Genomic DNA, 15,216 nt, shown 5'->3' with positions numbered 1-15,216 from the left:
CGCACGTAGTAAGACTGTCTACAACACTGTCGACCAACTCCTCAGAACTGGATCCCATGAGCGTCATTAGCGTCGGTCAGGCCGCCGTCCTCGGAGTCGTCGAGGGGGTGACCGAGTTCCTCCCCGTCTCCTCGACCGGCCATCTGAAGATCGCCGAGGGGCTGATGAGCATCCCTGTGGACGACGACGCCGTCGTCGGGTTCTCGGCCGTCATCCAGGTCGGCGCGATCGCCGCCGTGCTGGTGTACTTCTTCAAGGACATCGTGCGGATCGTCTCCGCCTGGGGCCGTGGTCTGGTCAACAAGGAGGAGCGGTACCACCACGACTACAAGTTCGCCTGGTGGGTGATCTACGCGACGATCCCGATCGTCGCCGTGGGGCTCGCCGCCAAGCCGCTGATCGAGGGTCCGCTCGCCTCCCTGTGGGTGGTGGCGGCCTCGCTGATCGTCGGAAGCGGCGTGATGTGGGCGGCGGACCAGATGGGCCGGCACAAGCGCAGCGAGGACGACACCACGTTCAAGGACGCGATGCTGGTCGGCAGTTCGCAGATCCTGGCTCTGCTCTTCCCCGGCTTCTCCCGCTCCGGTGCCACCATGTCCACGGCCCTCATCCTCGACCTGGACCGCGTCGCCGCCACCCGCCTCTCGTTCTTCCTCGGCATTCCCGCCCTCACCGGCGCCGGTCTCTACGAGCTGAAGGACGCCCTGGGCACGGGTGTCGGCGCCGCGCCGCTCGCCGTCGGCACGATCATCTCCTTCGTCGTCGCCTACGCCTCCATCGCCTGGCTGCTGAAGTACGTCGCCAAGCACTCCTTCAACGCCTTCGTGATCTACCGGCTCATCGTCGGGGTGCTGCTGCTGGGCCTGCTCAGCGGGGGCGCGATCAGCAGCTGACCTGCCCGGTCGGCCGGTCCCGGGGTATGAAGTCCGCTTTCGGGCTTCGCACCCCGGGAATCTCGTCTTTCACATCCCTTGACAGCTCCCCTACGTCACCCGGAGGATCGCTCCCGTGAACCTGTCAGACAGCAAGACAGCCAGTCAGGGTCCGCGGCGCATCAGCGCCATGGAAGCGGTCCTGGCCCATCTGCGTGCCGCCATCGAGAACGGCGAGTACGGGGTGGGGGACAAGCTGCCCTCCGAGGCGGAGCTCTGCCGCACCCTCGAGGTCAGCAGGCCCGTGCTGCGCGAGGCCCTCAGGGCGCTGCAGACGATGGGCCTGACCGTCTCCAAGACGGGCAAGGGCACCTTCGTCGTCGCGAGCGCCGTCGAGGACCCCACCTTCGGCGACTACGCGGCCAGCGACCTGCTGGAAGTGCGCCGCCACGTCGAGATCCCGGTGGCGGGCTACGCGGCCGTGCGCCGTACGCCCGAGGACCTGGACCACCTGGTGCACCTGCTGGAGCGCATGGAGCGGGAGACCGACACCACCTCCTGGGTCGCCCTCGACACGCTGTTCCACCTCGCCGTCGCCCAGGCCGCCCAGAACCCGGTCTTCCGCCGGGTCATCGAGGAGATCCGCGACGCACTGGCGCGTCAGTCGGCCTTCCTCAACGAACTGGGCGGACGCCGCGAGCAGTCCAACCGCGAGCACCGGGCGATCGTCGAGGCGCTGATGGACGGTTCCGAACTCGACGCGACGGACGCCATGGCGCACCACCTCGACCGCGTCGAGACGACCCTCACCGACATCGTGCGCCCCGGGCGCACGGACCCATCCACGGAAGGTGGACCCGAGGCGTGAGCGAGCAGTTCCTCAAAGACGAGACACGCCCCTCGGCCGGTCACGTCGACGCCGGAGACGCGGGCTACAGCAAGTCCCTGAAGTCCCGGCACGTCAACATGATCGCCATCGGCGGCGCCATCGGCACCGGCCTCTTCCTCGGCGCCGGCGGCCGACTGGCCGACGCCGGCCCCTCCCTCTTCGTCGCCTACGCGGTCTGCGGCGTCTTCGCCTTCCTGGTCGTGCGCGCCCTCGGTGAACTCGTCCTGTACCGGCCCTCGTCCGGCGCCTTCGTCTCGTACGCCCGCGAGTTCCTGGGCGAGAAGGGCGCGTACACCGCGGGCTGGATGTACTTCCTCAACTGGGCGACCACCGGCATCGCCGACATCACCGCGGTGGCCACCTACACGCACTACTGGGGCATGTTCTCGGACATCCCTCAATGGTTGATCGCATTGATCGCCCTTGCCGTCGTCCTGACCGTCAATCTGATCTCGGTCAAGATCTTCGGTGAAATGGAGTTCTGGTTCGCGATCGTCAAGGTCAGCGCGCTGGTCATCTTCATGTGTATCGGCATCTATCTGCTGGTCACCCAGCATCCGGTCGACGGCGCCATCCCCGGTCCATCCCTGATCACCGACAACGGCGGTGTCTTCCCCAACGGCCTGCTGCCGATGCTGCTGATCATCCAGGGCGTCGTCTTCGCCTACGCCTCCGTCGAGCTGGTCGGTGTCGCCGCCGGCGAGACCGAGAACCCCGAGAAGATCATGCCGAAGGCGATCAACTCGATCATGTGGCGCGTCGGCCTCTTCTACGTCGGCTCCGTCGTCCTGCTCTCGATGCTGCTGCCGTGGAACAAGTACAGCGCAGGCCAGAGCCCGTTCGTGACCGTGCTGTCCAACATAGGCATCCCGGCCGCCGGTGGCGTGATGAACCTCGTCGTCCTCACCGCGGCCATGTCCTCGCTCAACTCCGGCCTGTACTCCACCGGCCGCATTCTGCGCTCCATGGCGATGTCCGGCTCCGCGCCCAAGTTCACCTCGGTGATGAGCCGCAGCCAGGTCCCGTACGGCGGAATCCTCCTCACCAGCGGTATCTGTGTCCTGGGCGTCGGCCTCAACTTCGTGGTCCCGGCGGACGCCTTCGAGATCGTCCTGAACTTCGCGGCGATCGGCATCCTCTCCACCTGGGGCATGATCATGATCTGTCACCTCCTCTTCTGGCAGAAGACCCAGAAGGGCGAGCTGACCCGCCCGGGCTACCGGCTGCCGGGCTCCCCCTGGACCGAACTCGTGACGCTGGCCTTCCTCGCCTCCGTCCTGGTCCTCATGTACGCCGACGGAGGCGCCGGCCGCACCACCGTGCTGTGCCTGCCGCTGATCGCCGGCGCCCTGGTCGGCGGATGGTTCGGCATCCGCGGCCGCGTCGCCCGCAGGTCCACCGGGACCAAACCCACGACCGGAGCCGACGCGTGACCCGCGTGCTCCCTGACAAGAGGCAGTGATGTTCAGCAGTTCCGTCGCGGACGCACCCCAGATCCGCGAGCCCCTCCACGCTCCCGTCGCCCACCTCATACGCGGCGGGATCGTGGAGGGCATCCACTACGGTTCCGTCGTCGTCCTCGACGCCGACGGCCAGGTCCGATTCCAGCTCGGCGACATCGAGGCCGCGTTCTATCCGCGCTCCGCGCTCAAGCCGGTCCAGGCGGTCGCCATGGTGCGGGCCGGGTTGCCGCTCGACGGCGAGCTCCTCTCGCTCACCGCGGCGAGCCACTCCGGCGAGGAACGCCACCTCGCCGGGACCCGGCGCATCCTCGAACTCGCCGGGCTCACCGAGGACCATCTGCGCAACGTGCCGGACATGCCGTACGACCCGGCCGTCCGGGACGCCTGGGTCCGGGAGGGGCGGCACCCCTCCCGGCTCGCCCAGAACTGCTCCGGGAAGCACGCGGCGATGCTGTACACGTGCGTGCTCAACGACTGGCCTCTTGAGGGGTACCTCGACCCCTCGCATCCGCTGCAGCGGGCGATCGCCGAGATCGTGGAGGACCTCACGGGGCAGCGGATCGCACAGGTGACCGTGGACGGGTGCGGGGCGCCGCTGTTCTCCGTGTCCCTGCATGGGCTTGCGCGGGCTGTTGCCCGGATCACGACCGCCGTCGCCGGTACGCCGGAGGCGCGGGTGGCCGACGCGATGCGGGAGCACGCGGAGATGGCCTCCGGGGCGGGACGGGACGTGGCCGCGCTGATGGAGGCCGTGCCGGGGCTGCTGGCCAAGGACGGGTTCGAGGGCGTTGAGGTTGCCGCGCTGCCGGACGGGCGGGCCGTTGCCGTGAAGATCGCCGACGGGGCCAATCGGGCGCGGGTGCCGGTCGCTGCGGCCGCTTTGGCCTGGGCCGGGGTTGATCCTGCTCTGCTCACCGAGTTCCAGGGAGAGCCGCTTCTTGGGGGCGGGCAGGCGGTCGGGTGCGTGCGGCCCGTTCGTTCGCTGGAGCCCGTTGTGGTTTCGGCCTGCGCCTAGGGGCCTGATGCGAAAGTCCCGGCTGCCCCGCGACGCCCGGCAGGCCCTAATCGGGCGGTCCGACTCGTCGATTGGCGGCTGCGGGCGGTTTGTGGTTGGTCGCGCAGTTCCCCGCGCCCCTCTCGGGGCGCTGTCACCTCTGTATCTCAGAAAGTAGACCCTCTTCCTCATGAACGCCGTCACCCGTAGCGAACACGATCTGCTCGGCGACCGTGATGTTCCTGCCGATGCCTATTGGGGAGTTCACACCCTTCGGGCCACCGAGAACTTCCCCATCACCGGCACCCCGATCTCCGCCTACCCGCATCTGATCGACGCTCTTGCGGCCGTCAAGGAGGCCGCCGCTCTCGCCAATGAGGAGCTCGGGCTGCTGGAGCCGGCGAAGGCTGCTGCCATCGTCGCGGCCTGCCGGGAGATTCGGGACGGCAAGCTGCACGACCAGTTCGTGGTCGACGTCATCCAGGGTGGTGCCGGGACCTCGACCAACATGAACGCCAACGAGGTCGTCGCGAACCGGGCGTTGGAGTTGATGGGGTTCGCGAAGGGGCAGTACCAGCACCTGCATCCCAATGAGGACGTCAACCTGGGGCAGTCGACCAATGACGTCTACCCGACCGCCGTGAAGGTAGCGACGGTCTTCGCGGTACGTGGACTGCTCAAGGCGATGTCTGTACTGCAGGACTCGTTCGCCCGGAAGGCCGTCGAGTTCCGTGACGTGCTCAAGATGGGCCGTACACAGTTGCAGGACGCGGTGCCGATGACGCTCGGTCAAGAGTTCTCGGCCTATGCCGTCATGATTGACGAGGATCGCAACCGTCTTGACGAGGCCGTCCAGTTGATCCATGAGATCAACCTCGGTGCCACGGCCATCGGCACCGGACTCAATGCACCCGCCGGTTACGCCGAGGCGGCCCGCCGTCACCTCTCCGCCATCACGGGGCTGCCGCTGGTCACCGCGGCCAACCTGGTCGAGGCCACACAGGACTGCGGGGCGTTCGTCCAGATGTCCGGTGTGCTCAAGCGGATCGCGGTCAAGCTCAGCAAGAGCTGCAACGACCTGCGCCTGCTGTCGTCCGGGCCGCGTGCGGGGCTCGGTGAGATCAACCTGCCGCCGGTACAGGCCGGTTCGAGCATCATGCCCGGCAAGGTGAACCCGGTCATCCCCGAGGTCGTCAACCAGGTCGCCTTCGAGGTGATCGGCAACGACGTCACGATCACCATGGCAGCCGAGGCCGGACAGCTCCAGCTGAACGCCTTCGAGCCGATCATCCTGCACTCCCTGTCGGAGTCCGTCACGCATCTGCAGAGCGCCTGCGTCACGTTGGCCGAGCGGTGTGTGGATGGCATCACCGCCAACACCGAGGCGCTGCGCGCCAGTGTCGAGAACTCCATCGGCCTGGTCACGGCGCTCAACCCGCACATCGGGTACACGGCCGCCACCGACATCGCCAAGGAGGCACTCGTCACCGGCCGAGGCGTGGCCGAACTGGTCCTGGAGAAGGGCCTGTTGCCCGCCGAGACCCTCGCCGACCTGCTGCGGCCGGAGGTCCTCGCGGGCAGCGGCGCGCCACTGGTCTGACCCGGTTCCGACCCGCGACAACGCGCCAGGATCGGCGCGGAGGCACAATGGTGATCATGACAACGACGTCGTCCCACCCTTTCCAGCCGGTCCTGGAGCGCATCGCGGAGGAGATCGAACGCAGCCCCGGCCGAGGCCGCCCCGCCGACTACATCCCGGCGCTCGCGGCCTGCGATCCGCGCCGCTTCGGGATGGCGGTCGCGGAGCTGGACGGCACGGTCTACGGCGTGGGGGACTGGCGGCATCCGTTCTCCACGCAGTCCATCACCAAGGTCTTCACCCTCGCCCTCGACCTGGCCCGCGAGGGCGACGAACTCTGGGAGCACGTGGGCCGCGAGCCCTCCGGCAATCCCTTCAACTCCCTGATCCAGCTGGAGTACGAGAGCGGCATCCCGCGCAACCCGTTCATCAACGCGGGCGCGCTCGTCGTCACCGACCGCCTGCAGACCCGTACCGGAGACGCGGCCGGCGAGCTGCTGGCCTTCCTGCGCACCGAGAGCGGCAACCCCACGCTGGACTTCGACAAGGACGTCGCCGCCTCCGAGGCCGGACACGGTGACCGGAACGCCGCCCTCGCCCACTTCATGGCGTCCTACGGCAATATCGAGAACCCGATCCCGGCCCTGCTCGACCAGTACTTCCGCCAGTGCTCGATCACGGCGTCCTGCGCCGACCTGGCCCTCGCCACCACCTTCCTGGCCCGCCACGGCATCCGCGCCGACGGCACCCGGCTGCTCACCCGCAGCCAGGCCAAACAGGTCAACGCGGTGATGCTGACCTGCGGGACGTACGACGCGGCCGGCGAGTTCGCCTATCGCGTCGGCCTGCCCGGCAAGAGCGGTGTCGGCGGCGGCATCATCGCCGTCGTGCCCGGCCGGTGCACGCTCTGCGTATGGAGCCCGGGGCTCGACGAGCGCGGCAACTCGGTGGCGGGGATGGCGGCACTGGACCGCTTCACGACGCTGACCGGGGTGTCGGTGTTCTGAGCGGTTCAGTCCAGGAACTCGGTCAGCAGCGGCACCGGCAGGGACGGTGAGCACCCCGCCGTGCGGCAGTACCGGCGGACGCCGCGAGTCGCACATCTGGGAGACCGGCCGGAGCCGGAGAGCTCATCGGTGTGATCACGGGATCACACGCCGGTCACACGCAGGCCCCCGGCGCGAGGGCGGCGCGTCAATTTCCGGCCACCCGGCGTTGACACGCTGACCGAGTGTTGGCCATGGCTTTCCCCGTCGATCTCCGCCGCTGCCAGGTGTTGGGCCTGGCCGGCACCGCCTTCCTCGCCCTGGGAGGTGAGACGGCCGGTGCCCTGCCCGTGCAGGAGCTCCTGGCCCCCGCCAACGTCCGCGCGGCCCTGGGCCTGGTCGGCGTCTACTTCGGCGTCGTCCTGCTGATAGCCGCCTGGGTGCTGCTCGGGCGGCTGGTCCGCGGCGCCGAGCCGCCCACCCCGCGCACCCTGCTGCTGGTGCTCGCGATCTGGGCGGCTCCGCTGCTGCTGGCCCCGCCGCTGTTCAGCCGGGACGTCTACAGCTACCTCGCCCAGGGCGCCATGGTCGACGCCCACATCGACGTGTACGCGCACGGGCCCGCCCAGCTCGGCGGCCCGCTCGCGGACGAGGTCGCGCCGCTGTGGCGGAACACCGCAGCGCCGTACGGCCCGGTGTTCCTCGCCGTCGCGTCCCACCTGTCGGGTCTGACCCGTGGCGAGCTTCCGGCGGGGCTCGTCGGCATGCGGCTGGTCGCCCTGCTCGGCGTGGCGCTGATGGCCGCCGCACTGCCCCGCCTCGCCCGGCACAGCGGCGCCGATCCGGCCGCCGCGCTCTGGCTCGGCGCCCTCAATCCGCTGGTGCTGCTCCATCTGGTCGCCGGCGCCCACAACGACGCCATCATGCTCGGCCTGCTCGGCGTCGGTCTGGTCGCGGCGCTGGGCCGGTGGCCGGTCCTGGGCGCCGTACTCGTCACGCTCGCCGCGCTGGTCAAGGCGCCCGCCGTGCTGGGGCTCGCCGCGGTCGTCGTGCTGCAGGTGAGAGCCGGGCGGCGGCCCGCGAAGGCCGTCCTGACGACCGTCCTCGCCGCCGCGGCCACCACGGTCGCGGCCACGGCCGTCGCCGGCACCGGATACGGCTGGATAGGGGCCCTCAACACCCCCGTCTCCTCGCACAATTGGGCCCTGACCAGCCTCCTCGGCCGTGCCACCGGCGCCCTCCTCGAACGCCTCGGCAGCGACCTCGCCCCGCTCGCCCTGCCGGCGTGGCACCTGTTCGGCCTCGTGGTCACCGGGCTCGTGATCGCGGCCATCTGGTGGCGGCTGCGCCCCCGCCCGGTGTACGCCCTCGGCCTGAGCCTCGCCACGGTCGCCGCCTTCGGTCCCGCGATCCGCCCCTGGTACGCCCTGTGGGGCCTGTTCCTCATCGCCGCCGCCGCACCCACCACCTCCGTACGACACCGGGTGGCGGCCGTGACGGGCGTCCTCGCGCTCGCCACCCTGCCGAGCGGCGGACCGGTGGACAGCGGCCAGCTCGTGCTGGCGGTATCCGGCGGCGTGCTGGCCGTCGTAGTCCTGTGGCAGGCCCATCAGACCGCCCAGGCCCCGGCGCTCGGACACACCGCATGACCCCGCCCCGCACCGACCGCGGCCGTCTGCTGCTGGTCCTCGCCCTCGCCGTCGCCGTCGCCGCCTTCACCGCGACCGTGCCGCTGCTGCGCGACTGGTTCGACCTGCGCGTCTACTACGGCGCCGTCAACACCTGGGTCCACCACGGCGGGCGCCTCTACGACTACCAGGTGCCGGGAACGACGTACGGCTTCACCTACCCGCCCTTCGCGGCCGTCGCCATGCTGCCCATGGCACTGGTCGGCCTGCGCACCGCGATCGCCCTGTCACTGCTGCTCAACCTGGCGGCCCTCGCGCTGATCGTGCACATCGTGACGGGTGGGGCCTGGCGGCGCTACGGCTGGTACGGCTGTGCCCTGGGCGCCTGTCTGCTCGCCCTCTTCGAACCGCTCCGCGACACCTTCAGCTTCGGGCAGGTCAACCTCCTGCTGCTGGCCCTCGTGCTCGCCGACGCCTGGCTGCTCGGCACCGGGCGGGGCCGCTGGGCGGGCGTGGGCATCGGTCTGGCCTCGGCGATCAAGCTCACCCCCGCACTCTTCATCGGGCTCCTTCTGCTCGCCCGCCGCTGGCGCGCCGCCGCCGTGGCGACGGCCGTCACGATCGCGGCGACCGGGCTCGCGGCTCTGGTCGCCCCGGACGCCTCACGCTTCTACTGGACCCGGGCCCTGTGGGACACGAACCGGGTGGGCCGGCTCGAGTACGTCTCCAACCAGTCCCTGCAGGGCATCCTCGCCCGCCTCGGGGAGACGGACCGCGCGGTCTGGGCGGCGGCGGTCCTGCTGGTCCTCGGCGTCTGGGCGCACCGGGCCCGCGGGGCGCTCCTCCGGGGCAACTGGCCGGCCGCGTTCGCCCTCACCGGGCTGACCGCCTGCCTGGTCAGCCCGATCACCTGGGTGCACCATCTGGTGTGGCTGCTGCCGGCCCTCGCCGTGCTGATCCGCGCAGGGCACCCGCGGATCGCGGGCGCCCTGTACGCCGTGCTGTGCACCAGCGTGGTGTGGCTGTGGTTCCACGACGCCTCCGGCATCGACGGATTCCTCGGCAGCAACACGTACACGTGGATCACCCTCGGTCTGCTGCTGTGGCTGCCGGTCGGTCAACTCCCCGCCGACCGCGCGCTCCTGACCCGCAGCGCGAAGGCCACCGCGCCCGCGCCGAGGACGGCGGCCCCCGAGACGGCACCCGCCTCCGGCCACCGCGACTCACCCTCCGGTGCGACCGCGACGGCCACCGGAGTGGCGGCCGGGCCCGGGCTGGGCGTGATCCGCAGCCCGTCCAACGACCCCACCGGCTCCACCCGCCCTGCGGCCGCGAACCCCCAGTCGAGCAGCTCCCGCGCCTCCTCGTAGACGGTGAACCCACCACCGGCCTGCGGGTTCATCACCGTGACGACGAGCGTGCGCCCGCCTCGCCGGGCCGCGGCGACGAGCGTGTTGCCCGCGTTGGTGGTGTAGCCGTTCTTGACGCCGATCAGCCCGGGATACGGTTCCACACCATCCGCACCGGTCAGCAGCCGGTTGGTGTTCACGATCTCGTACGACCATCCGTCGCCCCCCGGGAACCTCGCCAAGGCGGTCCCGCAGTACCGGGCGAAGTCGGCGTTGCGCAGCCCGGCCCGGCCGAACACCGCGAGGTCGTACGCCGACGACACCTGTCCCGGCGTGTCGTAGCCGTCCGGCGACTTCACCTGCGTGTCCAGTGCCCCGAGTGCGCGCGCCTTGGCCTGCATCCGGGCGGCCGTCGTACTCCAGCCGCCGTCGAGCGCGGCGAGGACGTGCACGGCGTCGTTCCCGGAGTTGAGGAAGACCCCGCGCCACAGGTCGGCGACCGTGTAGGTCTGGCCCTCGGCGACGCCGACCATGCTGCTGCCGGGTCCGATGTCCGCCAGCTCCTCCTCCCGGACCTTGTGTCGGACGCCGCCGGGCAGGGCGGGCAGCACGGTGACGGCGAAGAGGGTCTTGAGGGTGCTCGCGGGCGGCAGCCTGCGGTGCGCGTCGTGCGCGGCCAGCACCTCGCCGGTGTGGGCGTCGGCCACCAGCCAGGACAGCGCCGAGACGTCCGGAACAACGGGCGCCCCGCGGTGGGGCCGAACCTGCGTGCCCGCTCGGTGCAGGAACGAGGGCTGCGGCACCGCCGTCCGCGGCCCGCCGGGCGGGGTGGGTTCGGTGCCTACGGCCGCCGCGACGGGCGTGAGCGCGAGGACGCCCGCGACACAGAGAGCGCAGGTCGTGACGGCTGCCCGAGGCGTCCGGAATGAGAATCCGATGGTCATATTGTCAACGTAGGAATCGGTCCGGCGTTCGGGGCGATGGCCGGGCCGGGGCGGGGGTGGGAGTACCCGGATGACGCAGTGGGGGTCAGAGTGCGAGCTGATCCAGGAGGTACGCGGCCGCGGCGCGGGTCTCCTTGTCGGGGTCGTGGTGCGCGCGGTCCTGGAGCACGGCTGTGGTGTCGGGGTGGGCGGGCCAGGTCAGGGCGAGCATGTGCAGGAGCTTGCAGCGGACCTGGGCATCGGGGTCCGCGGCGGCGCGGGCGAGGGCGAGCGGGCGCACCTCGCTGTCTTCGGCCTGAAGCGCCCAACGGGTCAATGCGGTGAAGCGGACATCGGGGGCCGGGTCGTGCGTCGCGAGACGGCGGAAGAGGGCCTGCACGCCAGGGTGATCTGCATGGCGCAGAGCGAGCGTCTTCACCGCGTGCTCCCGAGTGATCGCTCCTTCGTGGTGGGAAGCCGCGTGGATGAAGATGTCTCGCACGTCGTCACGCCAGAACCAGTGCTCGGCGAGCTCGTACAGGATGCCGGACGCCGAATAGGTCGCCTCGGGGTCGGCTGTCGCCTGGGTGACGACGGCGCGGACGTCGTCCCGATCGAACCAACGCCTCGTGAGCAGCCGCATGCCGGCACGTCGACCGCCATGGATGGTCTCGGGGCACTGGGCCACGCGGAGGAGTACTTCGAGGACGTCCTCCCTATCGGGCCAGTCGTCTCCCAGAACACCCAGGAAGACACCTCGGTCGTACTCCTCAGGATCATCGGCGGCGCGCAGAACGAGCTCGCGGACGTCGTCGCGGACGCCCCAAGTGGTCTGCAGTGCTTGGAGGACCGTGGCGCGCGTGTACGCCGGCAGGTCAGCGGTGACGGTCCCGAGCAACAAGTCCCGCACGTCCGCCGAGTCGGGCCAGTGGCATGCCAACTGTCGCAGGGCATCTTCGCGGACGCGTGCGTCCGCTTCCTCGGCGATGGCCATGAGCACGGTACAGCTGCCGTCTGCCCGGAGCGACTCGTGGTCCAGCAACCGGATGGCTGCGCGTCGGACGTCGGCGTCCGGATCTTCGGCGGCGAGACGCAGCACGGTCTCGTGCGTCTCCTCCTCGTGGGGCCAGTGCTCGCCAAGTCGTTCGAGGGCGGCTTTTCGAAGCGTCGGATGAGGCTCCCCGGCAGCTCGGACGAGGGCTCGGCGGACATCCTCGTCGTGGGGCCAGTGCCGTCCTAGGACGGTCGCGGCGTGGACGCGGGTACTCACCCGGTGGGCGTCGCAAGCCTGTCGCAGGAGCAGGTCACGCACGCGTGGGTCGCCCGGCCAGTGTTCGCCGAGGACCCACATCGCCGAGCTGCAGTCTTGCGGGTGGGCGTCGTCGATGACGCGCTGGACCATGAAGTCGAGGATGTCCGGCCGGTCCGAGCAGCGATCGCCCAGGATCCGGAGTGCGGCCTGGCGGACGTAGGGATGGTCGTCGTCGATGGCACGCCGCATCACGAACCGGCGGACGTCGTCCCGCTCGCTGGTCCCCTCGGACAGTGCCTGCAGAAGGGTGACCCGACCCCCTTCGAACGACTCCTCGGTCGCGGCACGCTCGATCAGAGCGCGAACGTCCGCGTCGTCGAGACACACAGCGGCGAGCAGGCGAAGCGCGGCACGACGGGTGTCGGCGTCGGGGTCATCGGTCGAGCGGGCCACGAGACAGGCCCGGACGTCCTGACGGTCGGGCCAGAGCTCCACCAGCACTTCCATGGCCGTGGAGCGCACATTGGCGAGGGGGTCGTGTGACACGGCGTGCAGGACGAGATCGTGGACCGCGTTGTCGTGCGGATGTTGTTGCCCCCACAGAAAGGCGAAGTACATACGGTCGACGCCGTAGTACGAGCCTCGGGCCAGCGCGGCCAGTTCCTCGAGGCGCAGTCGGAGCGTACCCACAACGCCCGAGGGTTCGTCGCTCAGTGAGAACTGCCCGCTCAGGCCGTACCACCGCAGGTACCGCTGGTGCCCCACCCAGTGCGGGCCGAACGAAGCCAGCGCGGGCAGCGCCTCCTCCAGTAGCAGAGGCCCTTTTCTGCCCCGGGCGTCGAGACTTCGGGTGGCCGCGTCGACCGCTGCCGCACCTCGTGCGGAGAGATCCCCGGGACGCCGCCCGGCCTCGGCCAACGCCCGCAGGGCGAGCACCACAAGGGATGCGTCGCGCTCCTGAGACCGTCGGTGCAACTCCAGCAGGCGGCCGATGGCGGCATCCGCAGTCGGCGTACCCACCTGCCCGGTCAGCAGCAGGAGAACCTCGTGCCACGAGGCATCGCGGGCGCGTGGAACGATCACCTGCTCGACCAGTTCCTCGGGTGTCCACTCGCGGTCGTCCTTGTAGCGGTACGCGATATCGGCAGCGGCGAGGTATTCCAGGAAGACGCGATGGACGAACCCGTACACCCCGTCCCCGTAGTGACAGAGGATGAAATTGCGCTCGCGGAGCTGGGCGACCATGGCCTTGGCCGCCGCTTCGGCGTGCCCAGGGGATGGGGAGTACTGCGGATGCAAGTAGCTGCGCAGCACGCCGATGAGGTCCTTGCGGAGGATGTGGTTGCCGGCGATGCCGCTGTGTCCCTCCTGCATGGTGCGCGCCAGCAGACGCAGCACCTCCAGCCGTTCGTCGGGCCCGAGCAGGTCCAGGACCTCTGAGACCTCCGGTGTCACCGATGTCTGGAGATGCTTGGCGGTCCTGTCCCATTCCGAGATCAGAACGGTGACCGCGTGTTCGTACAGGCGATGGCGCTTGTTGGGCAGCTGCTGACGGCGGCCGACGATGGCCAGGACGGTCAACAGCAGCGGATTGCCCGCCATTTCCCGCAGGGGATGGGAACCCCGAACGGCCGATCCGATTCGCTCGGTCAGCCTCTCGGCGAGCAGCGGCTCGCCCGGACACGAGGCTCGGTACCAACTGGTGATGAACTCGCCGATCCGTTCCTCGTCCAGCTCCTGGAGCATGAAGTGGGCGAAGCCCGCCCCGTCGAAGGGGTGGCGCCGATAGCCGATGACTCGCGAGGTCACCACCACACGGGCCGTCGGCCAGCGCATGGCGAAGGCGGCGATGCGTTGGGCGACCTCGTCCCGGACCTTGGCGTCGAAGAGCTCGTCGAGTCCGTCGAAGACCACCAACGCCCGCTCGAACAGCAGGAGTTGTTCCATGACGGCACGCGGTACGGACAGCGTGAGGTCATCGTGCAGATGGGCGAGGAAGTCCTCGAAGGGGCGGTGGCGCCAGCTTTCCTCGGCGTACTGTCGCAGCTCCACCACGAACGGAACCGTGCCGGACAGCGCGGCGAGCGTCCCGTCGACCGCCCCGTGGGTCAACGCCAGTGTCAGATAGCGCACGAGGGTCGACTTACCGGCTCCCGGATCCCCGAGCAGGACCAGGAGCCGGTTCGCTGGTGAGGCCAGGACCTCCAGCACATCCTGGGCGGGCTGCCGGAGATAGCTGTCCCGGATCCGTGCGACCGCGCGGTCGTCGACGCCCGGCAGCATCGCGTCCCGGTCCTGGAGCTGTCCGGACTCCTCCAGTCGCCTGAGGATTTCCCGCGGAAGCTCGACGGGCGGCGGGTCGGCGCGGACGGTCGGCGTGACGAAGACCTCGCGCAGCTCCACCGTCGGGTGTTCCTCCGACAGCGGGGTCAGGACTTCCAGGTCCAGACGCCCGTACGCCCGCTGGACCTGCCGTGCGTAGTGGGCCACCGCCGCGGTGATGTCCTGCTCCGACGGCGGGGCCGGGGCTCTGTGATCCGGGCCGATGTGGATCACGGTCGTGTTGCGGTCGCCCGAGATGACGGCCCCCGCGCTCCCTCCGACCGCGACCGCCCGTTCCGCCCCCGCTCGGACACCGGGTACCTCGTCCGCCGTGCGGGCGACCGGCTCCCGCTCGGTCATGACTCCGGGCCGTCTCCCGTGATGATCAGGCCGGCGTCTTCCGCGACGGCGACGGCCCGGTCTCCGGAGGCCTCGACGTCGACCTGCCGGTTCAGGGGGGCGCGTTCGCCGTTCACCGCGGGCGCAGCTGGGGTGGTGGTGGGCAGCGTGACACGGTCACCGGTGACGATCACGCTCGCGTCGCCGCCCACGGCGACCGAGCGCACACCCTTCGCCGTCACCGTCAGGGTCGGCACCGGGGCGCCGGCCTCCTGGAGCGCGGCGACCGCTTCGGCGAGCTCGTCCTCGAAGGGCGGGTTGCGTTTGACCGCCGCCATCAGAGACAGCACCAGGCGCTGACGGGTCAGGTCGCTGAGCTCCTCAGCCCCGCCGCGGGCTTCTTCGACGGCCTCGTCGAGCGCGGGGTCGGCCCCCAGCATCCGGCTGACGACGTCGTGGAAACGGTCCATCCCCGCGTCGATCGCCCGGTCGACCTCCGCGTCCGCCTTCGGTGCCGCTCGGCGCACCTTGCGGACGGCCCAGGCGAAGACATACCCCACGGCGATTTCGAGTCCGGTCACGGAGATCCCCCCTTGCGTTGGTGCCATGCCGCAGACAAG

Annotated in this window: 10 protein-coding genes and 1 pseudogene; 8 read left to right on the top strand and 3 right to left on the bottom strand. The window is 70.2% G+C overall.

Annotated features, from left to right (window positions below; translation table 11 throughout):
• Nucleotides 1-56: 56 nt before the first annotated feature.
• The 8 genes from ACWC09_RS00975 (at nt 57) to ACWC09_RS00940 (ending at nt 9,781) form a co-directional block, all read left to right on the top strand.
• On the top strand, nt 57-893 hold the full coding sequence (locus ACWC09_RS00975) for an undecaprenyl-diphosphate phosphatase (RefSeq protein ID WP_450847183.1): 837 nt from the start codon (nt 57-59) through the stop codon (nt 891-893).
• A 169-nt stretch (nt 894-1,062) separates the two neighbouring features.
• Nucleotides 1,063-1,740 carry a FadR/GntR family transcriptional regulator gene (locus ACWC09_RS00970; RefSeq protein WP_450847443.1) on the top strand — a complete coding sequence of 226 codons (678 nt, stop codon included), beginning with the start codon at nt 1,063-1,065 and terminating at the stop codon, nt 1,738-1,740.
• Nucleotides 1,737-3,194, top strand: coding sequence for an amino acid permease (locus tag ACWC09_RS00965; RefSeq protein WP_450847182.1), 1,458 nt, complete (start codon nt 1,737-1,739; stop codon nt 3,192-3,194). The genes ACWC09_RS00970 and ACWC09_RS00965 overlap by 4 nt, the downstream gene beginning before the upstream one ends.
• A 28-nt stretch (nt 3,195-3,222) precedes the next feature.
• Complete coding sequence (locus ACWC09_RS00960; protein ID WP_450847180.1) at nt 3,223-4,239, top strand: asparaginase; 1,017 nt, start codon at nt 3,223-3,225, stop codon at nt 4,237-4,239.
• A gap of 169 nt (nt 4,240-4,408) precedes the next feature.
• Nucleotides 4,409-5,818 carry an aspartate ammonia-lyase gene (gene aspA / locus ACWC09_RS00955; protein WP_450847178.1) on the top strand — a complete coding sequence of 470 codons (1,410 nt, stop codon included), beginning with the start codon at nt 4,409-4,411 and terminating at the stop codon, nt 5,816-5,818.
• A 47-nt stretch (nt 5,819-5,865) separates the two neighbouring features.
• On the top strand, nt 5,866-6,804 hold the full coding sequence (locus ACWC09_RS00950) for a glutaminase (RefSeq protein ID WP_450847176.1): 939 nt from the start codon (nt 5,866-5,868) through the stop codon (nt 6,802-6,804).
• A gap of 233 nt (nt 6,805-7,037) precedes the next feature.
• Nucleotides 7,038-8,432, top strand: coding sequence for a polyprenol phosphomannose-dependent alpha 1,6 mannosyltransferase MptB (mptB, locus tag ACWC09_RS00945; protein ID WP_450847174.1), 1,395 nt, complete (start codon nt 7,038-7,040; stop codon nt 8,430-8,432).
• Complete coding sequence (locus ACWC09_RS00940) at nt 8,429-9,781, top strand: glycosyltransferase 87 family protein (RefSeq protein ID WP_450847173.1); 1,353 nt, start codon at nt 8,429-8,431, stop codon at nt 9,779-9,781. The genes mptB and ACWC09_RS00940 overlap by 4 nt, the downstream gene beginning before the upstream one ends.
• Nucleotides 9,782-9,816: 35 nt before the next feature.
• On the opposite strand, the pseudogene ACWC09_RS00935 reads toward ACWC09_RS00940, so the two are convergent.
• The 3 genes and pseudogenes from ACWC09_RS00935 to ACWC09_RS00925 all read right to left on the bottom strand — a co-directional run.
• Nucleotides 9,817-10,704: pseudogene (locus ACWC09_RS00935) on the bottom strand (serine hydrolase); the annotation flags it as partial.
• An 85-nt stretch (nt 10,705-10,789) separates the two neighbouring features.
• Nucleotides 10,790-14,617, bottom strand: a complete 3,828-nt coding sequence (locus ACWC09_RS00930) for a HEAT repeat domain-containing protein (RefSeq protein WP_450847171.1) — start codon at nt 14,615-14,617, stop codon at nt 10,790-10,792.
• The gene (locus tag ACWC09_RS00925) at nt 14,614-15,177 is read right to left on the bottom strand and encodes a hypothetical protein (RefSeq protein ID WP_450847169.1); all 564 of its coding nucleotides are present in this window, start codon (nt 15,175-15,177) and stop codon (nt 14,614-14,616) included. Before ACWC09_RS00925 ends, ACWC09_RS00930 begins: the two co-directional genes overlap by 4 nt.
• Between the last annotated feature and the right edge of the window lie 39 nt (nt 15,178-15,216).

It is taken from the genome of Streptomyces sp. NPDC001617 (assembly GCF_053596855.1).
This window is presented reverse-complemented; position numbering and strand designations above follow the sequence as displayed.